This window comes from Amycolatopsis lexingtonensis (genome assembly GCF_014873755.1).
Classification (GTDB): Bacteria; Actinomycetota; Actinomycetes; order Mycobacteriales; family Pseudonocardiaceae; genus Amycolatopsis; species Amycolatopsis lexingtonensis.
Window position 1 is genome coordinate 2,573,344 of record NZ_JADBEG010000001.1, and the last position, 22,693, is coordinate 2,596,036.

13 protein-coding genes are annotated in these 22,693 nt (G+C 73.0%); 3 read left to right on the forward strand and 10 right to left on the reverse strand.

Features of this window, described 5'->3' with window-relative positions:
• Positions 1–145 precede the first annotated feature (145 nt).
• The 6 genes from H4696_RS11930 to H4696_RS11955 form a co-directional block, all read right to left on the reverse strand.
• Positions 146–574 carry a nuclear transport factor 2 family protein gene (locus H4696_RS11930; RefSeq protein ID WP_086859664.1) on the reverse strand — a complete coding sequence of 143 codons (429 nt, stop codon included), beginning with the start codon at positions 572–574 and terminating at the stop codon, positions 146–148.
• A complete protein-coding gene (locus H4696_RS11935; protein ID WP_211299671.1) occupies positions 571–1,452 on the reverse strand; it encodes an SDR family NAD(P)-dependent oxidoreductase in 882 nt (293 codons plus the stop codon). Before H4696_RS11935 ends, H4696_RS11930 begins: the two co-directional genes overlap by 4 nt.
• The gene (locus H4696_RS11940) at positions 1,449–2,735 is read right to left on the reverse strand and encodes a phthiocerol/phthiodiolone dimycocerosyl transferase family protein (RefSeq protein WP_086859660.1); all 1,287 of its coding nucleotides are present in this window, start codon (positions 2,733–2,735) and stop codon (positions 1,449–1,451) included. Before H4696_RS11940 ends, H4696_RS11935 begins: the two co-directional genes overlap by 4 nt.
• The gene (locus H4696_RS11945; RefSeq protein WP_211299670.1) at positions 2,732–3,904 is read right to left on the reverse strand and encodes an FAD-dependent monooxygenase; all 1,173 of its coding nucleotides are present in this window, start codon (positions 3,902–3,904) and stop codon (positions 2,732–2,734) included. The genes H4696_RS11940 and H4696_RS11945 overlap by 4 nt, the downstream gene beginning before the upstream one ends.
• Positions 3,894–10,925 (reverse strand): amino acid adenylation domain-containing protein, encoded by a 7,032-nt coding sequence (locus tag H4696_RS11950; RefSeq protein WP_192782259.1) that lies wholly within the window; start codon positions 10,923–10,925, stop codon positions 3,894–3,896. The genes H4696_RS11945 and H4696_RS11950 overlap by 11 nt, the downstream gene beginning before the upstream one ends.
• Positions 10,926–11,256: 331 nt before the next feature.
• Positions 11,257–12,027, reverse strand: a complete 771-nt coding sequence (locus H4696_RS11955; protein WP_086861995.1) for an inositol monophosphatase family protein — start codon at positions 12,025–12,027, stop codon at positions 11,257–11,259.
• Between the two features lie 27 nt (positions 12,028–12,054).
• Here H4696_RS11955 and H4696_RS11960 point away from each other — a divergent pair, with 27 nt between their 5' ends.
• Complete coding sequence (locus tag H4696_RS11960; RefSeq protein ID WP_086861996.1) at positions 12,055–12,954, forward strand: LysR substrate-binding domain-containing protein; 900 nt, start codon at positions 12,055–12,057, stop codon at positions 12,952–12,954.
• Between the two features lie 128 nt (positions 12,955–13,082).
• Here the strand turns inward: H4696_RS11960 and H4696_RS11965 are convergent, their stop codons facing one another.
• A complete protein-coding gene (locus H4696_RS11965) occupies positions 13,083–13,691 on the reverse strand; it encodes an NAD(P)-dependent oxidoreductase (protein ID WP_086861997.1) in 609 nt (202 codons plus the stop codon).
• Between the two features lie 144 nt (positions 13,692–13,835).
• Here H4696_RS11965 and H4696_RS11970 point away from each other — a divergent pair, with 144 nt between their 5' ends.
• Positions 13,836–14,879, forward strand: a complete 1,044-nt coding sequence (locus tag H4696_RS11970) for a DUF2235 domain-containing protein (RefSeq protein WP_086861998.1) — start codon at positions 13,836–13,838, stop codon at positions 14,877–14,879.
• 140 nt (positions 14,880–15,019) lie between these two features.
• Positions 15,020–19,585, forward strand: a complete 4,566-nt coding sequence (locus tag H4696_RS11975; RefSeq protein ID WP_192782260.1) for a DUF6531 domain-containing protein — start codon at positions 15,020–15,022, stop codon at positions 19,583–19,585.
• 2 nt (positions 19,586–19,587) lie between these two features.
• On the opposite strand, the gene H4696_RS11980 is transcribed toward H4696_RS11975, so the two are convergent.
• From H4696_RS11980 to H4696_RS11990, 3 genes are read right to left on the reverse strand one after another with little or no spacing between them, the layout of a single operon-like run.
• The gene (locus H4696_RS11980; RefSeq protein ID WP_086859045.1) at positions 19,588–20,187 is read right to left on the reverse strand and encodes a TetR/AcrR family transcriptional regulator; all 600 of its coding nucleotides are present in this window, start codon (positions 20,185–20,187) and stop codon (positions 19,588–19,590) included.
• A 28-nt stretch (positions 20,188–20,215) separates the two neighbouring features.
• Positions 20,216–21,223, reverse strand: a complete 1,008-nt coding sequence (locus tag H4696_RS11985) for a hypothetical protein (RefSeq protein WP_086859044.1) — start codon at positions 21,221–21,223, stop codon at positions 20,216–20,218.
• A complete protein-coding gene (locus tag H4696_RS11990) occupies positions 21,220–22,659 on the reverse strand; it encodes an FAD-dependent oxidoreductase (protein ID WP_086859043.1) in 1,440 nt (479 codons plus the stop codon). Before H4696_RS11990 ends, H4696_RS11985 begins: the two co-directional genes overlap by 4 nt.
• Positions 22,660–22,693 lie beyond the last annotated feature (34 nt).

A 22,693-nucleotide genomic window follows, 5' to 3' on the forward strand; every position in this document is an offset into this window, starting at 1 on the left:
CCGAGGTTCGGTGGCGGTGAGTGCGAACGTCTTGAATGAGTCATTCAGGTCTTCGGAGGTCCTGAATGACTCATTCAAGACCTTTGGGCCGGGCCGGGCGAGCGCTCCGGCGGCCCGAACGTCAAGCACCTTGCGACGCGCGACACTAGGCGACGATCCGCAACGCCGCCTCCGCACCACCCAGCGCCGCCAAATGGGACAGCGGGTTCCAGAAATCCCGGTACAGCAGGATTTCCCCGTCCCGGACCCGCACCACCGAAATGTACCGCTGGTGGAATTCCAGCCCGGTCTGCAATGCCCGCCCGTCCGCGCGGTACTCGGCGATCACCAATTCCGGATCCGCCGCCGGATGGAATTCCAGTCCCGAAAACGCGACTTCCAGGTGCTCGGCGAACTTCTCCATCTGCTGCCACAACGCGGCCCGTCCCGCGAACCGGTCCGGCCACCCCGTTGGTGCGTAAGGGAACTCCAGCACCCCGTCCGGGGCGAACAGATCCACCCACCCCCTGGCGTCTCCCGCTTCCAGCAGATCCAGGCTGTGCGCCAGTACTTCCTGCGCCGGCGAACGCGTCATGCGGCACCTCTCACGATTTCCTCGGTGGCGGGCGCGACGACGCCCGTGAACATGCGGTCGATCAGGCGGTCCGGGAGCAGCCGGGCGATGCGGGCGCCGCGGATCGCGTCCGGGCCCACCGGGTAGCGGGTCTTCGGACGGGAGGACGACAAGGCGTGGTGGACCGCCGCGGCCACGTCCTCCGGGCGGGTTTCGCTGGCTCGCGCGCCTTGTTCGTTGCCGGCCAGGAAGCGCAGGAACGTGCCGCGGTACAGGCGGGCGACCGGCTCCGGGGCGGCCGCCAGCACCGCGTTGCCGCCGCGGGAGACCTTGTCCCAGATCGGGGTCATGATCGCGCCCGGGCGGACGACGGAGACGCCGACGCCGGCCGGGGCCAGCTCGCGGCGGAGGGCGTCGCTCATCGCTTCCTTCGCGAACTGCGCCATCGCGTACGCGCCCAGGTACGGGACCACCAGCGCGCCCAGGCCCGACGTGACGTTGACGACGCGGCCGCCCGCCGTGCGCAGCAGCGGGAGGAACGCGCGGGTGACCGCCAGCGTGCCGATCACGTTCGTCTCCAGCTGGCGGCGCAGGTCGGCCGACGACAGGCACTCCACCGGCGCGGAGACGCAGATGCCCGCGTTGTTGACCAGCCCCCACACGCCGTCCGGGCCGGCGAGGGCACCGGCCGCCGCCGCGATCGAGCGGTCGTCCGTGACGTCGATGAGCGCGTAGGTCAGGGCGGCGGACTCGGCGAGCAGCGCTTCGCCGTCCGCGGCGCGACGCACGCCGGCCACCACCCGGAAGCCGGCTTCCGCGAGCGTCAGTGCCGTCGTCCGGCCGAGCCCGGTCGACGCGCCGGTGACCACGACGGTCCGGCCGTTGTCCCTGCGGCTCAACACTGTTCTCCTCCGCCCGCGGCGCGCACCGCGTCCAGGCAGCGGTCGGTGAGGGCGGCGGCCCGGGCTTCGGGCACCGCGTCCGCGATGTACGCGCAGTTCCAGAACAACCGGCCGTGGCTGGTGTTCACGGTCGCGACGACGTAGCCGTTGACGGACAGGCCCGCCACGAACTGGCTGCCGCTCACCTCCCACCGGCCGATGACGTCGGGCACGGGGAACCGGCCGAGGTTGGACAGGCACAGGTTGATCGGCCCGCTCTCCTCCATGTACCGCATGATCGGCTCGGCGTCCGCCATCGACTTCAGGCCGCTGCCCGCGACGAACCCGACCAGGTCGAAGTGCTCGCCGCTTTCCTTGCGCCGGGCCAGGTCCGCGCTCGCCGCCCGGGCCGCGTCCCACAGGGGGACGTCGCAGTCGACGAACGTCGGGATGGTGGCCACGTACGTCCCGGTCTCGTCGCCGGCGACCGGCGGGACCAGCTCGGCCCGGAAGTCGACCGGTGAGCCGATCGCGACGTGGCCGGAGTCCCCGGCGGCGCGGGCCATCGCCGCCGCCAGCAGCCCGTGCACCGTCGTCCCCTCACGCCGGCACGCTTCGACGACGGCGACGAGTTCGGCGCCGGCCAGCTCGCGGTGCAGCACCCGGGTGCGCCGCGAAGCCATCGGCACCGCCGCGCTCGGCTCGAACCGGCTCGGTCGCAGGCGCGCGATCTCGTCGGCGTCCCGCCGCTGCTGGTCCGCGCGGCGCTGCTCGCCCACGCTGCCGAGGTTCCGGGCCGGCATCACGTCCTCCGGTGACGGCGGCAGCCGCGACGGTGCCGGCAGCGGCTCGCCCCGCTCGACCTTCGCCGCCAGTTCCAGGCACTCGCGGGCCAGCGAAAGCGCGGTGGTGCCGTCCGCGACGCAGTGCGGCAGGGTGAGCACGAGGTCGTGCTCACCGTCCCGGTCGATCAGCGTCGCCCGGATCATCGGGCCGAGCCGCCACGGCACGGGTTCGGCCAGCTCGGTCTCATCGACCTCGCGCACCCAGTCCCCACCCGTGACGTACCGCAGCGGGATCCGCCGCGTGGCCGGGACCCACACCGGGTCGTTGCCGTCGGCGTCGGTCTCGATCCGCCGGCCCAGCACCGGGTGCCGCCGTTGCAGCGCGTCGAGCGCCGCGCGCAGCAACCGCGGCGAAAGCTCGCCGCGCACGGAAACCCGCGAAACCACGTTGAGCGGCGAGACCTGGTCACACCACCAGTACCAGCGCTCGACGGCGCTGAGCGGACGGCCGTTCATACGTGGACACCGGGGAAGGTCAGCAGGTCACGCTGACTGGCGATCAGCTCCTCGAACGACGTCCCGCGCAGCTGCTCGTCGCGCGCCCGCCGCAGCTCCGGGTCCTCCAGCTGCTCGCTCTCGCTCAAGGCGCGCGACGCCTCGACGACCATCCGGGTCCGGTCCCGCCGCTGGTCCTCGTAGCGGCGCAGCGCGGACACGGGGTCGTCGCCGATCCGCGCCAGGGTGGTGGCCAGGACGACGGCGTCCTCGACGGCCATCCCGGCGCCCTGGCCGAGGCTGGTCAGCATCGGGTGCGCCGCGTCGCCCAGCAGCGTCACCCGGCCTTCGCCCCACTTCTCGAGGAAGACGCGCTCGCGCGCGGGGACGGCGATGACGTTCTCGATCGGCGTCGCGGCGATCGCGGCCGTGACCTCGTCCGCCCAGCCGGCGTAGAGCGCCAGCAGGTCTTCGCGGGTGCCCCGCCAGTCGCGGGCTTCGGCCACCGGCAGGTTCTTGGTGCCCCACCAGTAGCAGTCGCCGCCGCCGATGTCGAGCAGCCCGAAGCGCTGGCCGCTCCCCCAGTAGTGCGCCACGGCGCCCTTCGGCAGCGCCGGGTGGGCGAACGGCGTGATGGCCAGCCAGCAGACGTACCCGGGCTCCAGCACCGGCTCGTCCGCACCCGCGAACTGGCGCCGCACCACCGAGTTGAAGCCGTCCGCGCCCACGACGACGTCGCCCCGGGCCGTGCTGCCGTCCTCGAACTCGACCGTGGCACCGTAGACCCCGGACTCGACGCGGACCGCCCGCTTGCCCAGGAAGACCGGGACGTCACCGGCGGCTTCGCGCAGGGCCTCGTGCAGGGCGTTGCGGCCGATGCACACGCTCGGCGCGCCCAGCTCGCGGCCGAGCTCGGGCATCGGCAGCCGGACGATCGGGCCGCCCTGGGCGTCCTTGATGTCGAAGGCGGTGACGACTTCGCCGCGGCGCGCCAGGTCGAGGTCGATGCCGAGGGAGGCCAGCGCGGTGATCGCGTTGGTGATCATGCCGAGACCGGAACCTTCGGCACGCAGCGACGTGGCCCGTTCGTGCACTTCGGCCTCGATACCGCATTGCTTCAGCGCGGCCGCGAGGGCGAGGCCGCCGATGCCGGCCCCGAGCACGATGACCTTCAGGTGTTCAGCTGGCATGGGACTGCGCCTCCTGGCCGTGGATCAGTTCGCTGACGACGCGGGCGAGCCGCGCGACCCGGGGTTCTTCCATGATCGTCAGGTGGTCGCCCGGGGTGGTGACGATTTCGACGGTGCCGCCGGTGAGCGCGCCCCAGCCGTTGTCGGGCAGGTGGTGCAGGCTGCCCGCCGCGCCGTGCATGGCTTCCAGCACCTTGGGCAGCGGCTCTTCCGCGCGGACGAGGACGATGTCCTGCCCGGTCTCCGGCGGCCGGTAGGCGAGCGTGGCCTCCCAGTTGGCGCGGTAGAGCCGGAACAGCCGCCGGATCACCGCGGGCGAGCTGCCCGCCGGCAGCACGCCCAGTTCGGCGGCGCGCCGCGCGATGTGCTCGAACCGGTCGTCGACCGACACGACGTGCTCCGGCAGCCCTTCCAGCGGCGAGGCACCGCCGCGCTCGATCCAGAGCAGCTCCCAGAAGAACCAGCCGAGCAGCGCCTCGTCGGTGTAGCTCTCCCGCAGCAGCGGGTTCACCGCCACCGTGTCGAGCAGGATCGGCCGGTCCACCGCTTCTCCGGCCGCCCCCAGGCGCCGGGCCAGCTCGAACGCGACGAACCCGCCGAAGGACCACCCGGCGATCGTGTAGGGACCGCGGGGCTGCACCGTGCGGATCTCCGCCAGGTAGCTGCCGACCAGATCCTCCACAGTGGACAACGGGGTGCTGCCCGGCTCCGCGCCGGCCGCCTGCAGGGCGTAGACCGGCAGGTCGTCGGGCAGGTGCTTGACGAGCGGGACGTAGCAGAGCACGTTGCCGCCCATCGGGTGCACGATGAACAGCGGACGGCGGGTGCCGCGCGGGCGCAGCGGGACGAGTGCCGAGAACACCTGCTTCGCCTCCCCCAGCCGGCGGGCGAGCGCCGCCACCGTGGGCGCGCCGAGCAGGGCCGACGGCGCCAGCTCAGTACCGAACCGCTGCTCCAGGGTCACCACCACCCGCATGGCGACGAGCGACGTCATGCCCAAGTCGAACACGTTGGCGTGCACGCCGATCGCGGGCAGCCCGAGCAGGTCGGCGACCAGCTCGGCGAGCACCCGTTCGCGTTCGTCGCGCGGCGGGGTGGTGTCGTGGGTGCCGCCCACTTCCAGCGGCAGCGCGCGCAGGGCCGCGTCGTCGCGTTTCCCGCTCGGCGTGCGCGGCAGGTCCGGCAGCCACTGGAAGTGCGTCGGCACCAGGTGCTCCGGCAGGGTCTCCCGCAACGCCGCGCGCAGCCCGCCCGCGTCGGCGGGTGCCCCGGTCAGGAAGGCGACCAGCTCGTTGTCCCCGCCCGGCTGCCGGGGCCGGACGACGACGGCGACCTCGCCGAGCCCTCGGCCGAGTTCGCCGAGGGCGAGTTCCGCTTCCGCCGGCTCGACGCGGAAGCCGCGCACCTTGGCCTGGTCGTCGGACCGGCCGGTGCAGACGATCGAGCCGTCGGGCAGCGCGTAGCCGAGGTCGCCCGTGCGGTAGAGCCGGCCGGATCCGGTGTCCCGGAAGCGTTCCGCGGTGAGGTCGTCGCGGCCGAGGTAGCCGTGCGCGAGGCAGGTGCCGGCCGCGTACAGCTCGCCCGTGACGCCGGGCGGGAGCAGGCGGAGGTCCGCGTCGAGGACGTGCAGCGCGGCACCGTCGATCGGCGTGCCGATGGGCGGCAGGTCCGGGAAGCGCTCCGGCGGGCCGGTGAGCGCGTGGTGGGTGACGACGTGGGTTTCGGTGGGCCCGTACTGGTTTTCCAGCAGCACCCCCGGCACCGCGGCGCACAGCCGCCGGATCTCGTCGGTGATCCGGAGCTGCTCCCCCGACGAGATGACGACCCGGAGATCCCCGGGGTACGAACCCGAGGCGACCGCGGCGGAGGCGAGCTGCTGGAGCGCGACGTACGGCAGGAACACCCGCTCCACGCGGTGGGCCCGCATCAGCCGCAGCACCGCCGCCGGGTCGCCCCGGTCCAGGACCAGGCACAGCGTCCCGCCGAAGCACAGCGTCGCGAAGATCTCCTGGAACGACACGTCGAAGCTGAGCGGCGCGTACTGGAGGGTGACGGCGGCGCGGCCGCTGGCCGTCCGGTGCTGCCAGGCCACCAGGTTGGCCAGAGCCCGGTGCGGCATGGCGACGCCCTTGGGCAGCCCGGTCGAGCCGGAGGTGAACAGCACGTACGCGGTGGTTTCCGGGGTGACGGCGCCGCTCGGCGGCTCGCCCGCCGGGCGCAGGAGGTCTTCCGCGGCCACGGTCCGCCGCGCGGGCAGCGCCGGGTGGGACCCGACGACCAGGTCCGGGTCCGCGTGCTCGACGAGGTGCGCGAGCCGCCGCGGCGGGTAGCCGGTGTCGAGCGGCAGCACCGCCGCGCCCGCCTTGAGCACGCCGAGCAGGACCGCGATCGTCTCCGGGTCCCGCCCGGCCGCGACTCCCACGATCGCCCCGGGTCGCACGCCGCGGCGCCGCAGGTTCGCCGCGACCGCGCCGGCCGCCGCCGCCAGCCTGCCGTACGTCCACTGCCGCTCGCCGGTCAGCGCGAGCGCGGCCGGGTGGTCCGCGGCGCACCGGTCGAACCGCGCGACGACGTCGGCGTGGTGCGCCACCGGGACGACCTCGGGCGGCGGCGCGGTCAGGAAGCCCACGCCGGCGGGGTCGTCCGGCCGGTCGAGCAGTTCGCGCAGGACGCGCACGTAGTGCTCGCCGTACAGGCGGAGCTGGGCGGCGGTGATCGTGGTGCCATTGCCGTCCACGCGCAGCCACAGGTGGTCGTCGGCCGGGTCGGTGACCACGTTGACGAGCAGTTCGAAGCTGGTCTGTTCGTAGGTGTCGAACGCCAGCAGGTCCACACCGGGGATCCGGACCGCTTCGCCGAGCTGCCGGAAGTGGACGTAGTTGAACGCCGTCACCGCGGGCGGGCGGCCCAGCCGGTCCTGGATCGCGCTGAGCGGGTAGCGGCGGTGCGCGTAGGCCGCCTGCTCGGCGAGGAACGCTTCGCGGACGACGCCGGACCAGCTGCGACCGCCGGCGGACACCCGCAGCGGCAGGGTGTTGAGGAAGAGCCCGGCGACGCCGTCGTGGGTGCGGCCGTGCGTGACGACGCCGGTCGTGACATCGGGGTTGCCGGAAAACAGGCCCAGCGTCAGGCAGTGCGCGGCGACGAGGACGGACTTCACCGAAAGGGCGCGTTCGCGCGCGAACTCCCGGACCCACGTGCCGAGCTCGGGCGCCAGGTCGGTGCGGTGCGAGGTAGCCCGGTCGCCGCGCGGTTCGTGCGGGCCGAACCCGCCGATCGAGGAGGCTTCGCTCCCGTCGAGGGTGCCGAGCCAGAAGTCCGCGCTCTCCGCCGAAGCCAGCGCGTGCCGTTCTTCGCGCAGGTACGCCGCCGCCGAGGGCAGCGGCAGGTCCGGGACCGGCTCGGCGCGCAGGCCCAGGCCGTGCGCATAGCCGCGCAGCAGCTCGCTCACCAGGGTGGCGACGCTGCCGCCGTCGAGCAGGGCGTGGTGGAAGCTGAGCACCAGGTCCAGGCCGTCGTCGCGGACGTGCGCCCGAAACAGGTACAACGGCGGGCTCCCGAAGTCGTAGTCGTGGTGGCGGCGCCGCTCGATGTGGGCCAGCACCTCGGCTTCGGCCGCCTGGCGGTCGACGTCCCGGAGATCGACGACCTCCAGCGCCCCGGGCACGGCGTGGTGCACGATCTGCACCGGCTCCGCGTACTCGCCGGGGTGGAAGCTCGTCCGCAGCGCGGGGTGGCGCCGGGCGAGGCGGGCGACCGCTTTCCGGAACTCCGGCTCGTCCCACGGCACGCGCAGGCGGTACCGGAAGACGTCTTTGTAGACGGTCGAGCCCGCTTCCCGGCTGTGGTAGAGCAGGCCCTGCTGGAGCCGGGTCAGCGGATAGGCGTCCTCGACGTCGCCCAGGCGGACGCGGTCCACCGCGGACACCAGGCCGAGCCGCGGCGGCGCGGCTTCGTCGGCTCCGCTGCTTTCGACGTGCTCGGCCAGCCCGGCGATGGTCGGGTGGCGCACGAGATCGGCGAGGGCGAACCGCAGGCCGCGCTTCTCGGCGAGCGCGCGGATCCGCAGCATCAGCAGGGAATCGCCGCCGAGGGCGTAGTAGTCCTCGTCGGGTGACTCGGGCGTGCGGCCGAGAACTTCGCCCCAGATCCCGGCGAGCACGGCTTCCCGCGCGGTGAACGGACGAGCCTCGCCGGTGCTGCCCACCGCCGGTTCCGGCAGCGCGCGGCGGTCGGCTTTCCCGTTGGGGGTCAAGGGAATGCGCTCGAGCGGGACGAGGAACGCCGGGATCATGAACTCCGGCAGCTCGCGCGCCAGGTGCTCGCGCAGGCCGGTGCCGTCCCCGACGTAGTAGCCGACGAGGTGGGTGCCCCTGCCGGCGGTCGTCCGGTCGACCACCACCGCGCCGGTGACCCCGGGCGCGCTCAGCAGGACGCCGGCGACCTCGCCGGGTTCGACGCGGTTGCCGCGGATCTTGACCTGGTCGTCGAGCCGGCCGAGGTATTCGAGGTCGCCGCCGAGGAGCCAGCGCGCGAGGTCGCCGGTGCGGTAGAGTCGGCCTTCCCCACCGAACGGGTCCGGGACGAACCGTTCCGCGGTCAGCTCGGGCCGCCCGAGGTACCCGGCGGCGACCCCCACCCCGCCGATGCAGAGTTCGCCCGCGACACCGAGGGGTAGCAGCTCCCCGTGCGCGCCGACGACGTGGAGGCTCGTGTTGTCGATCGGGCGGCCGATCGGGACCCGCGCGATGGCGGCGTCCGCCGGGCAGTCGTAGTACGTGACGTCAACGGTCGCCTCGGTCGGGCCGTACAGGTTCACCAGTTCCGGGCCGCCACCGTCCACCCGGAACAGGTGGTTGAACCGCTCGACGCTGGCGGTGGGAAGCGCTTCCCCACTGCAGAAGACCCGGCGCAGCGGCCCGGCGTCGCGCTCGCCGGCTTCGAGGAACGACCCGAGCATCGAGGGGACGAAGTGCACGACCGTGACGCCGTGCTCGGCGACGGCGGCCCGGATCGTCCGCGGGTCCTTCTCGCCGCCGGGCGGCAGCAGCGCGACCGCAGCACCTTCGAGCGCCCACCAGAACAGCTCCCACACCGAGACGTCGAACGACGTGGGTGTCTTCTGCAGCAGGACGTCGTGCTCGCCCAGCGGGTAGCGGCGTTGCATCCACGCCAGCCGGTTCACGACCGACCGGTGGCGCACGAGGACACCCTTGGGACGCCCGCTGGAGCCGGAAGTGTAGATGACGTAAGCGATATCGGTGGCCGTCGCCCGCGCGCCGACCGGTGAGGAATCTCCCTCGCGCAGGTCCCCGACCCGCCACACCGGCGTCCCGCCGAGGGGCGGCAGCGCGGTTTCGCCGGACACCAGCACGGCCGCGGGACGGCTGTCTTCGACCAGGAACCGGACGCGTTCGGCGGGGTGCGTCGGGTCGACCGGCACGTACGCGGCGCCCGCCTTGAGGACGCCGAAGAGCGCGGGCAGCAGGTCGGGTCCGCGTTCCAGCGCGACGACGACCCGGTCGCCCGGGCCCACGCCCGCGGCGATCAGCTTGCGGCCGACCTGGTTCGCGGCGGCGTCCAGTTCCGCGTAGGTCAGGCGGAAACCCGGGCCGGTGACGGCGACCTGGTCCGGGCGCCGGGCGGCCTGCTCCTCGAAGAGCCCGCTCAGCGTGGCCTCGTCGCGGAACGGCACTTCCGCGCCCCGGCCGTACGCCTCGAGCAGCGCCCGTTCGGCGCCGGGCAGCATCGGCAGGTCCGCCACCGGCCGGTCGGCACCGTCGATCCCGTTCTCCAGCAGGCACCCGAACAGCGCCGCGACGCGCTCGGCGGGGAGTTCGTCGCCGAAGACGTCCCGCGCGCAGTCGAGCGACACCTCGACGTCGTCCTCGTCCTCGACCGCCGTGACGACGATGGCGAGCGCGTCCTGCTCGTGGCACACCGTCTCCATGACCGTGCGGTGCACCAGGTTCGTCCGCAGGCCGGGCAGCCGCACGTAGCTGAGGGTGACGTCGTAGAGCTGCCGGGGCCGGCCGGGCAGCTCGCGCAGGATGTCTTCCAGCGGCGTGCGGCCGTGGCGGCGCACGCCCCGGGTGGCCGCCTCGACGTCGGCGACCAGCGCGCGCACGGTGCTCCCGCCGGGCACCGCGACCCGCAACGGCACGGTGTTGGTGAAACTCCCGACGGTGTCGAGGAATTCGTCGTCCCGGTTGAGCAGCGGCACCCCGATGACGCCTTCCGCGGACCGGTGCACGCGCGAGAGGAAGACGCCGGTTATCGCGGCCAGGTAAGGGAAGATCGGCAGCCCGGCGGCGCGGACCCGGGCCACCCAGTCCCCCGGCAGCCGGAAGCTGTGCCGCGCGCTCCCGGGCGCGGTCCCGGATTTCGCGAAGAGCACGGGAGCGGCTCCGTCGAGGGCGGCGCGGTGGAACGCGAGATCGTCCCGGAACGCCGCGGATTCCCGGTAAGCCGCGGCCGGGGACAGGCTCCGCCGGAAGGGAACCGGCGCCCGGCGGATCCGGGTAAGCCCTTTCAGCGCGTCGTCGTAGTCTTCGACGAGCTGGTTCGCCACCACCGTGAACGAGCGCCCGTCGGCGACGAGGTGGTGCGCGACGAGCTGCGCGTGCGCGACACCCGGCGCCTCGACGAAGAGCGTCGCGCGCACCATCTGGCCGCCCGGCGGGAAAGGCCGGTGCTGCTCTTCCCGCATCGCCGCCACGGGATCCGCCACACCGGACAGGTCGGCCACCCGCACTTCCGGGCGATCGGCGGCCCGGAAGTCCTGGTAGGGCACGCCATCGACGTCGAAGAACACCGTGCGGAAGGTGTCGTGCCGGGCCAGCACCCGCGCGAACACCTTGGCCAGCAAGGGCAGGTCGAGCTCGCCTTCGAACCGCACGCGCAGCAGCAGGTTGTACTGCGCCGAGTCGTTGTCCAGCGCGACGGCCGCCCAGATACCGGTCTGGTAAGGGGAAAGGCCGTGCACGTTTTCTCCCGGGTTCGCCCGCCGGTGGTCGCGCATGGACCGAGGCTAGGTCCGGCGCGCCGGACACCTCCTCCTGTCGAATGCGATCGGACCGGGAAGGTGAACATGACACCGGCGGCGTATGAGATCGGCCCGCCGGCACATGAGCGGCGCCTGGTGTCACGCGTCGAAAGTTGGTTGACGCTCGGGCTGAGCGCCCCAATGTGGCGTTCGGTGCGTCCAGCGCACCCAATGTGGCGTTCGGTGCGTCAGACGCAACCAACGCCACATTGGGGCGCACGCCGGGACGCTTCGCTGGTCAGGAGCCGGGTGAGCACGCCGGACGACTTCTGATCCACGGCGTGACGGGGTCCCGCGCGGGACCCCGTCACGCCGTGAGGACCTCCAGCGCCGCCGCGTGCACCCCGGGCGCGGCGGCCAGGTAGCCCTCGCTCGTGAGGTCCCACGGCTTGCCGTCGAGGTCGGTCACCACCCCGCCCGCCTCCTGGACCAGCAGCACCCCGGCCGCGTGCGAGCGGACGTTTTCGAGCTGCCAGTGCAGGTCCATCCGGCCCGCCGCGACTTGGGCGAGCTGGTGACTCACCGGCACGGAGATCCGCACGTACAGCGCGGCCGCCGACATCGCGGTGAACGACCGGCCCATGCGCTCGAAGAAGGCGGCGTCGTGCCCGGGTCGCGCCTGCCCGGTCCCGGCCAGCGCACCGTCCAGCGCCGTCTTCGCGGAGACCCGCAGCGGTGCCCCGTTCCGGAACGCCCCGCCGCCGTCGACGGCGGTGAACAGCTCGTCGGGCACCGGGGCGTACACCGCCGCCAGCACCGGGCGCCCGTCGCGGACGAGGCTGACCCCGATGTTCCAGTCGGGCATGCCGTGCACCGCGTTGACGTTGCCGCCGACCGGGTCGACGAGCCACCACTCGCCCGGGGCCAGCGCCCCGGAGCCGTGTTCGTCGTCGAGCCAGCGCGCCTCCGGCCGGATCGCGGCGAGCGCCGGGCGCAGCACCTCGGCGACGGCGGCATCGTTGTCGTGCAGGTTCGCCAGCACCTCCGGCAGCCCCGGCGGCCGCGATTCGGTGGCGTAGCGCGCCAGCATCCGGGCACCGGCCTCGCGGACGGCGGTGGCGAGCAGATCGTGGGTCATGGTTCCTCCTGTGGTTGTCTTGCGTTCGTGCATCTGGACTTGAACCTGCTCACCGTGTTTGACGCGCTGCTCGAGGAAGGCAGCGTGATGGGCGCGGCCGAGCGGCTGCACCTGTCGTCGCCTGCGGTGAGCCGCACGCTCGGGCGGCTGCGCAAGGTGACCGGCGACGACATCCTGGTGCGCACCGGCCACTCGATGGCGCCGACGCCGTACGCGCTGTCGGTGCGGGAAGACGTGCACCGGCTGGTCCGGCAGGCCCGCGAGGTGCTGACGCCGGCCCGCGAGCTGGACCTGGCCGAACTGGACCGCACCTTCACGATCCAGTGCCACGACGCGCTGGCCGCGTCCGTGGTCCCGCTGCTCGTCGGCCGGCTCATGGCGCGGGCCCCCGGCGTGCGGCTGCGGGTGCTGGCCGAGAACTCGGCCGACACCGACGACCTGCGGCACGGCCGCGTGGACCTCGAACTCGGCGGTGCCCGGCCGGAGCTGCCCGAATTCCGGTCCGAGATCGTCGGCCACGACTCGCTCGTCGTCGCGATGCGGCGGGGGCACCCGTGCGCCGACGGCCTCGACCTGCGTGCCTACGCCGCGCACCCGCACGTCGTGGTCTCCCGGCGCGGCCGGCTGACCGCGCCGATCGACGACGTCCTGGCCGCCGAAGGCCTGCGGCGCCGGGTGGTCGCCGCTGTGGCGACGCTGTCGATGGCCCTGCAGACGGCGGCGCGCGGCGACGTGCTGGTCACCTGCACCGAGATCCTCGGCCGCCCGCTGGTCGACGCGTTCGGGCTGGTCACCCGCCCGCTGCCGGCGGACTCGACGGCAGCGTCGGTCAGCTGCACCTGGCACCAGCGCTACGACTCCGACCCCGCGCACGCCTGGCTGCGCGAGCAGGTGTCGGCGGCCCTCGACGAGATCGGCGCGGGCTAGCGGCGCGCACACAGGATCGGCTGACAGCGGTCCGGCGATGCGCCCCAATGTGGCGTTGGTTGCGTCCAACGCACCGAACGCCACATTGGGTGCGCTCGGCCCGAGCGTCATCCAACATTCCTCGCGGGCTAACCGGCCAGCGGCAGCGCGACCGCGCCGGCGAAGCGCGGGTGCTCGGCCTCGTCGAGCATCGCCGCCGCGACAGTCGCCCGGCTGACCTTCGCCCCGAGGTCCAACGGCGGCGCCGCGGCCAGCCCGGCGGTGCGCCGGCCGGGCCTTTCCGGTCCGTCGGCGAGCATCCCGGCGTGGAAGACCGTGCCCCCGGCGGCGAGGACGGCGGTGTCGGCGGCGACCTTGTCCCCGAGCCGGTCGCCGAGGAGCTGCCCGAGCACACCGGCGGCTTCCCCGGCGGCCTCGGCGGACGGGCCGGTGCCGTACGCACCCAGCCAGATGATCCGCGCCGGCCCGGCGGCGATCACGGCTTCGGCGCCGGCCAGCAGCGTCCCGGCCCGGTCCGTGCCGAGTCCGGAAAGGACCACGGATTCCGCGCCGACGACGGCGGCGACGCTCGCCGGATCGGTCACGTCGGCCGCGGCCTTGCGCAGCCCGGCGCCGTCGGGCAGCGGGATGCGGGCGGGGTCGCGGGCGACGGCGGTGACGGTGTGGCCACGCCGGAGTGCTTCGCGGGTGAGCTCGAGGCCGGTCCGGCCGGACGCCGCGAGGACGGTGAGGTTCATGCCTCCGACGGTAGGGACGTGGGTAATTCACATCAAGTGCAACGATCGCAAGGAATGAGTTACCCAGACGCAATCCGAAGCGGACCGCGTAACGGGCCACCCGCCGCCCGCGACTCACGCATGTCCGGCGCCGGGGAGGCAAAGATGGCGAAACGACTGGTCGTGTGCTGTGACGGCACGTGGAACTCACTCACCCAGAAGGCGCCGACGAACGTCGTCAAGGTCAAGGACGCCGTCGCCGCGGTGGATCCGGCCGGGACGCGGCAGCTGGTGCACTACCACGAGGGCGTCGGGACCGGGAAGCGCTGGTGGGACCGCCTGGCCGGCGGCGCGTTCGGCTGGGGGCTGTCCGCCAACGTGCGGGACGCCTACCGGTTCGTCGTCGAAAACTACGAGCCCGGCGACGAACTGTTCTTCTTCGGCTTCAGCCGCGGCGCCTACACCGCGCGCAGCGCCGTGGGCCTGATCCGGAACTGCGGCGTGCTGCTCCCCCGGCACGCGAGCCGGGTCGGCGAGGCCTACCAGCTCTACCGCGACCGGGACCCGGCGACCGGCCCGGCGAGCCCCGCGGCGCGGAAGTTCCGGAGCAGCTTCTCGCACCAGGACGTGACGCCGGTCCGGTTCATCGGCGTCTGGGACACCGTGGGCGCGCTGGGCATCCCGCTCAGCGGCGGCCGCCTGCTCAACCTGCTGAACCGGCGCTGGCAGTTCCACGACACGCAGCTGACGTCGATCGTGCAGTCGGCCTTCCAGGCACTGGCGGTGGACGAGCACCGGAAGGCGTTCCGCCCGGCCGTCTGGCAGCCCTCGCCCGGCGCGGACGGCCAGGAGCGCGAGCAGGTCTGGTTCTGCGGCGCGCACTCCGACGTCGGCGGCGGCTACCCCGAGCAGGGCCTGTCGGGGCTGGCCCTGCACTGGCTGGTGGCCAGTGCCGAGAAGTGCGGGCTGGTCTTCACCCCGGGCGCGTTCGACGGCCTGCCGCCCGCGGACGACCTCGGCGTGCTGCACAACTCGCTGAACCGGCTGTACCGGTGGTTCGGCTCGATCGACCGCGAGATCGGCGTGGTCGACCCGCCGTCGGAGTCCGTCGCGTCGTGCGTGCGGCACCGCCACGAGAACATGCGGCCGCCCTACGCGCCCCCGAACCTCGTCAAGTACCTCGAGTCGCCGCGCGTCACGGAGGTGTGACCACCCGACCTTGCCCGCCTGGGCCACCGTTTCGCGGATTTTCGGGCATCCGGGTAGCAGAGCTGACACGGACTGTTCAGACGCTGTTACCTTGCTTGAAAGTTTGACGAAACGTCCGGCCTGGGCCCGGGAGGTCGTTCATGGGGAATCCCCTGGTCGCTGAGACCAAGGACTCGACCAAGGCGTATTCGGGCATCTCGCTGCTGGAATCGGCGAACGACCTGAAATCCGCGATCGAATCAGGCGACTGGGCCTCCGTCGCGATGGGCGCGGTCGGCACCGCCCTCGACGCCCTGTCGATGGCGATGGACCCGTTCGGGGCGATCCTCGCCGCCGGGGTGGGGTGGCTGATGGAACACGTCGGCCCGCTCAAAGAAGCCCTCAACGGGTTGACCGGGAACGCCGATGAGATCGCCGCCCAGTCCGAGACGTGGAAGAACGTCGCGACCGAGCTGGGCAGCATCGGGCAAGATCTGACCGGGATGGTGAAAGCCGACACCGTCTCCTGGACCGGGCCTGCCGCTGATACTTACCGTCAGCGGGCGCAGGACACCGTGACGCTGCTGGAGACCGCGCAGAAGGGCTGCGAGGGTGCGTCCAGTGGGGTGAAGACCGCCGGTGAGGTGGTGGCGGCGGTGCGGGCGCTGGTGCGCGACATCATCGCGGAGCTGATCGGGCATTTGATCAGCTGGGCGTTGCAGGTGGTGTTCACCCTCGGCATCGGGTTGACGTGGGTGGTGCCGCAGGTCATCAACGCCGTCGCCAAAACCGCCTCCAAGATCGCCGACCTGGTCAAACGACTCGTCACCGCGCTCAAAGCCTTGGTGCCGTTGCTCAAGCGGGCCGGGGACCTGTTCTCGGACGCGGCGAAGGCGTTGAAGAACATCAAGCCGGGCAAGGCCGCGCCCCCGCCGAAGCACGCCGACATCAACGGCAACCCCAAAGGGATCGACGGCACCCACACTTCTGGTGCCAAAGACGGGCCCGAAGCCCCGCCCAAGACCGACCCGCCACCCAAGCCGGACGCGCCACCCAAGAACGATCCGCCGGTCAGCCCGCCACCCCCGAAGGTCGAGACGCCGCCGCCCGGCGGCACGCCCAGGGGCGCTCCCAAGAGCGACCCGAAGGGCGACGGCCCGCGCGACCGCGCCCAGCCGTCGGACAGCAAGACCTACTGCGGCGACCCCGTGGACATCGCGACCGGCGAGGTCGTGATGACCCAGGTCGACCTGGTCCTGCCGGGCGACGCGGGCGACCTCGAACTGACCCGCACCCACCTCTCGGCCTACCGGGCGGGCCGGTGGTTCGGCCGCTCCTGGGCGTCCACTTTGGACCAGCGGCTGGCGGTCGGCGCCGAAGCGGTCCGGTTCTACGCCGAAGACGGCATGGTCCTCGTCTACCCGGTGCCCGCCGGTGAACCCGTGCTGCCGCTGGAAGGCCCGCGTCTCCCGCTGCACCGCTCCCCCGGCGGCTACCGCCTCGCCGCCGGTGACCGCGAGCTGCACTTCGCCGCCGACGGCCGGCTCACGGCGATCGAGCGCAACGGCAGCCGCACCGAGATCGCCTACGCCGCCGACGGCACGCCCGCCGCGCTGCGCCGCGACGACGGCGTCGAGCTCCGGATCGCCACCGACGGCGGCCGCGTCGTCGCGCTCGGCGCGCCCGGTGCCGCCCCGCTGGTCCGGTTCGGCTACAACCGCCTCGGGCAGCTGACCACGATCGCGGACTTCGCGGGCCGCCCGATGACGCTGGACTACGACTACGACCACCGGCTCGTCGGCTGGCGGGACCGCACCGGCACCTGGTACCGCTACGTCTACGACGCCCAGGGCCGCTGCGTCCGCGCAGTCGGGGCGAACGGCTTCTACAACGCGACCTTCGCCTACTCACCCGGGACGACCCGGCACACCGACGCGCTCGGCCACACCTGGACCTACCGGCTCAACGACGCCGGGCAGCTGGTCGAGCGGACCGACCCGCTCGGGAACACCCGCCGGTACACGTGGAGCCGCTACGACCAGCTGCTGTCCCAAGTGGACGAACTGGGTCGCGAAACCCGCTACGACTACCAGGATGGCGAGCTGGCCACCGTCATCCGGCCCGACGGCTCGGTCGTCCGGACGGCACCCGCCGCCGAGGGCGAGGTCCGGCTGCGGGTGGGCGACGGCGACGCGGCCGTCCAGCGCGTGGTGCCCGCGGCCGACCCGTTCACCGTCCTGCCCGGCGCCGCGGTCACGGCCGGGCCGGGGACGGCGCCCGACCCGCTCGGCGACGCGCCGGTGACGGACGCGTCGGTGCGCCCCGGCGACCGCGACCTGTTCGGCAGGCCCCAGCTCGTGCACACCGCGTCCGGCGGCGCTGCCCGGCTGGGCTGGACGGCGGAGGGCCGCCGCGCCTGGCGGATCGGCCCGCACGGCGACCGGGAAACCTGGCTGCACGACGCCGAAGGGCAGGTCGTCGAGCACCGCGACGCGGCCGGGGTCGTGCGGCGCCGCCGCTACGGGCCGTTCGGCCTGCCGGTGGCGGACATCGACGCGACCGGCGCGCGGACGACGTACACCTACGACGGCGAGCTGCGGCTCACCTCCGTGACGAACCCGGCCGGCCGGACCTGGCACTACGCCTACGACCCGGCCGGGCGCCTGGTCGCCGAGACCGACTACGACGGACGGCGGCTGACCTTCGCCTACGACGCGGCCGGGCAGCTGCGGCGGATGACGAACGGCCTCGGCGAGGCCACCGAGTTCGCCTACGACCTGCTCGGCAACGTCATCGAGCGGCGCACGGCCGAGGACATCACCCGCTACGCCTACGACGCGCTCGGGCGGCTCGCGCTGGCTGAGAACGCCGAAGCCCGGCTCGAGCTCACCCGCGACGGGCGCGGCCGGGTGATCGCCGAGACGGTCAACGGGCTCGGCGTCGCCTGGGACTACGACGAGACCGCCGTGCGCCGCCGCACGTCGTCCGGTGTGGACAGTGAGTGGCGCTTCGACGGCGATGGCCTGCCGCGGTCGCTGCGGATCGCCGGGCACGACGTCGGGTTCGAGCACGACGCGGCCGGGCGCGAGGTCACCCGCAGCGTCGACGGCGAAGTGGTGCTGCGGCGGCGGTTCTGCGTGGAGGACCGGGTCGCTTCGGAGGAGATCGCCGGCGTCGGGGTCCGCACCTACGGCTACCGGCCCGACGGCCGGCTCGCCGCGGTCGGGGACACCACGCGGCCGTGGCGGCTCGAATTCGACGCCGCGGGCCGCGTCAGCGAGGCGCACGGACCCGGCGGCACCGAGCGGTTCACCCGCGACGCCGCGGGCCGCCTCGGCACCGGCCGCGGCGAAACCCGCTACACCGGCGACGCGCAGGGCCGCGTCACCGTGCGGACCCGGGGCGAGCGGTCCTGGACGTACTCGTGGGACGGCCTGGACCGGCTGCGCGGCGTGCGCACCCCGGACGGCGCGCGCTGGACGTACCACTACGACCCGCTGGGCCGCCGGTTCGCCAAGCGGCGCTGGGTCACCGGCGCCGACGGTGAAGCCGAGCTCGTCGGCGACACGCGCTTCCTGTGGAGCGGCTTCGACCTCGTGGAGCGGATCGAACTCGGCCCGGACGGTTCACGCCGGATCCTGACGTGGGAGCGTCACCCCGGCGACGGCCACCCGGTCGTGCAGATCGAGCGGACCGCGGCCGGCGAGCGGTTCCGCAGCGTCATCACCACCCCGGCGGGCACCCCGACCGAGCTGCTGGACGAGCGGGGCGCGGTCACCTGGCGCGACCACAGCGCCTTCTGGGGCGCGCCGCTGCCGGGCGCCGACACCGCGGCCGTGCCGCTGGCGTTCCCCGGCCAGCACCGCGACGAGGAAACCGGGCTGCACTACAACGTCTTCCGCTACTACGACCCGGAAACCGCCCGGTACCTCAGCCAGGACCCGCTCGGCCTCGCGGCCGCCCCCGACCCGGTGGGCTACGTCGCCGAGCCGCTGCTCACCGGCGACCCGCTCGGGCTCGTGGGCACCTGCGGCAAGTCCGGGCCGCCGTCGCAGAAGCGGCCCCGCCCGGACGACTTCGACGAGCACCCGGACCTCAAGCCGCCGCCGTCGAAGAAGCCCGACCTCGGCGTCGACGTCAACCGCATGACGCGCGAGGAGTGGGAGGCGTTCAAGCCGAAGCTGGACGACATGATGAAGGCGGACAAGCACTTCTTCTGGTCCGGCGGCTACAAGAAGGGCCACGGCGCGCCGGACGACCCGTACCTGGGCTCGATCGAGTTCAAGGCGAACTCGGTCGCCAAGCAGCACGGCGGCAACACGCTCGAAGGGCTGGTCGCCGACAACCACCTGAAGATGCCCGGCTGGGTCGACGACAAGATGATGAAGGACCCGGACAAGGGGTACTGGTCGCACGGCGACCACGGAACGTCCAACCTGGACCAGAAGACCTTCGTCAAGGAGAAGTGGGACCACGCGTCGGAGACGTTCGCGAAGAACTCGAACGCCGACACCCACGTCGTCTTCCCGGACAAGCCGGGCGCGCAGACGAGCACGGGCATCCCCAATCCGGACGGCGACATCTACCCGTACCGGCGGCCGGACAACATCTTCGACGAGATCGAGTACAAGAAGCTCGAGGAGAAGGGCATCCAGGTCACCGAGCACAACGCCGAGACTGGAGCGACGAAGCCGTACCAGAAGCCGCCGCCGGTGAAGAAGCCCTGACCTCAGCCGCCGAGTGCCGGGCCGAGCCAGCGGCGGACCAGCGCGCGCAGCTCGTCGTCGGCGGGCGGCGGCGTGGTCGGGTGCTGCAGGAACGACATGAACAGGCGCATCAGGATCTCGGCCAGCCCGCGGAGGTCCTCCTCCGTGGCGACGCCCGCCGCCGCCCAGTCGACCGGGACGTTGCGGAGGATGCGCGTGCCGAAGGAGAACGCGAGCGGCGAGATGACCCCGTCGGTGAAGAAGTCGGCTTCGCCCGCCTGCAGGAGGAGGCCGAGGTGGGGCTCGCCGGGGACCGTGCGGACGGCCCACACCACCGACTCGACCGCCACTTCGGTGGCGGTACCGAACGTGGCCAGATGGCGTTCCATCCGCGCGGCGAACTCCTCGACCCCGGCCAGCCCGACCGCGCGGAGGATGTCCTTCAGGCTCGGGAAGTAGCGGTAGACGGTCTGCCGGGTGACGCCGGCTTCGGCGGCGACGTCGGACAGGCTCGTCTTGGCCGGCCCGACGCGGTCGAGGCACGCCGTCGCCGCCTCGACGATGCGGCGGCGTGCCTCGTCCTCCGTGCCGGGCGGGTTGCCCCGCCATCCGTGGTGCCCCATGCCCGCCATCTTCCCCGACCCGGCCCGGTCACACCGGGGCAGGGCGGCGGGCCCGGTGCAACGCGGCCAGCACCAGGCCGGCCGCGGCGAAGCAGGCCAGCGCGTAGAGCCCGCTTTCGAGCGGGACGTCGTGGGACGGGAGCGCGGCCAGCCAGATGACGGCCAGGACGCCCAGGTAGGCGGCGGGGTAGAGCCGGGCGAAGGCGGACACCGGCCCGGCCGACCGCTGGGTGGCCACGATCCAGCCGCCGGCCAGCCAGACCAGGGCCAGTTCGACGCCGAGGATCCAGGCCTGCGCCGTGAAATGCCCCTGGAAGAGGCTCGCCGGGAGGCCCGCGACCACCATCGCGAGCGGGGTGAGCACGCCGGCCAGCAGGAACGCGGCAGGGCCCCGCAGGCGCACGACCAGGTAGGTCATCGCCGCCATCGAAACGGAGGCGAACAGCAGCATGCTGGTCAGCGGCACCGTCGCGAGCGCGGGGTGGTTGACGATGTCGTTGCCGGGGTTCCAGGCCCACCACTTCAGCGGCGGCCCGATCTGGTCGAAGACCTCGTAGAACACCTGGCACACGAAGGCGACGGCCACCGAGCCGCGCAGCGCGCCGCGCCGGAAGATCCCGAGCGACCGCACGACCTCGTACGCGAGCTGGCTGAACGCCGGGTAGAACGCCACGATGTACAGCGGCAGCCGGTCCGCCATGAACTGCACGGTGAACCGGTTGTGGGCGAAGATGAAGCCGTACAGCTGGTCGAGGCCGAACCACTCCGGGAAGTACAGCGGGGGTTCGGTGACGAACAGGTAGACCAGGGAAGCGCACCACAGCGCCAGGTTGACCGGATCGCCCGCGCGGTACCGGCGGACGGCGTGCACCAGCGCGAAGACCGCGCCGGCGACGATGAGCGCTTCGAGCACCGGCATCGTCCAGTCCGCCAGGTCCCACGGGAAGCGGACCGACACCACCGGGGAGACGTCGTGGCAGTCGAAGCCGAGCCCGCGGGTGACGGCCTCGGCGTCCGGCCCGCACGCCGTGCTCATCGCGCGGCCACCGTCGAATAGTCCGTGGCCGGCGGCTCGGCGCGGGGATCGAACCCGAACGGGACCCGGTGCCGTCCCAGCGCCGCGCGGACGCGGTAGCGCACGAGCCCCGCGAGCACGCGTGGGTTGCGCAGCATGTCCCCCAGCGACTCGTCGAGGTTGAACACCTTGGCGAAGTGCTCGTCGACGACGTCGTCTTCCCGGGCGGCGCCGACGATCAGGCTGAACGCCGGTGCGGACACCGCGGCGAGGATCCGGCGCTTCCACTCGGGCGGTTTTTCCGTGCCCTCGGCGCATTCGTAGCCCTGGTCCCGCGCCATCGCGAGGCTCCACGGCACTTGTAGGGCTTTGCGCTGCGCGGCGAGGAAGCGCTTGCTGAAGCCGTCGTCGAGGCGACCGGCGCGGGAAAGGTGTTCCCGCAGCAGCAGTGCCGAGCCCGCCGCGGAGCTGATGCCCTGGGCGTAGAAGGGGTTGAAGGCGCAGATCGAATCCCCGACGAACGCCAGGCCGCGCGGCGGCGTGCGCAGGCGGTCGTAGCGGCGCCACTTGTTGCCGGTCGAGCGGGTGAGGTGCACTTCGGACGTCGGCTCGCACCGCTCCATCGCGGCGGCGAACAGCGGCGTCCGCACCCGGCGGGCCACCTCGGCGAACGCGTCGGTGGTGCGGGGCATTTCGAGTCCCCAGGAGCCCATGCAGGCGATGACCTTGTTGCCTTCCACGGGGAAGAAGTTGACCAGGAACTCGTGCTCGGCGGGGTGCTCGCCCTTGTCCGGGGTCGGCATGATCACCAGGTGCCGCCACCACCAGGAGGCCGGGCGCTCGGCGGGCAGGTCGTACCAGCGCGAGGTGTAGGTGACCTTGGCGTCGAGCGTCTTCGTCGCCGGTTCGGGCCACCCGGCCGCCGCCAGCCAGCCGGCGACGGACGAGCCGCGGCCCATCGCGTCGACGACGAAATCGGCGTCGAGGTGCTCCCCGCCGGCCTCGACCCCGGTGACCGCCCCGCCGTCGAAGCTCAGGCCGCCGGCGGTGGTCCCTTCGCGGATGACTACGTTCGGCAGCTCCCGCACTTTGTCGCGCAGCACCCGCTCGATGAGGATCCGCGAGCCGTAGATCATCGTCATCGCACTGCGCTTGCGCGCCGACCAGCCCTCGCCGTCGAGGTAGGCGGCGTCCATGGACGGCATCAGGTGCAGCCCGCCCGCCGCGATCAGGTAGTCCTCGAAGCCGGGGAACAGCGCACCGATCGCCCGCCGCCCCGAGTTCAGCAGGAAGTGCGGGTGCTTGCTCTGCGGCACCCCGCGCCGGTGTTCGGCCCCGGTGGGGAGGCGGTCGCGTTCCAGCACGAGCACCCGGTCGAAGAAGGGGGCGAGGGCACCGGCGGTGCAGAGACCGGCGGCACTGCCACCCAGGACGACGGCGGTCTGGCCGAGCCGCATGCGGATCAACTCCCGTCATTCATACAAAGTGACG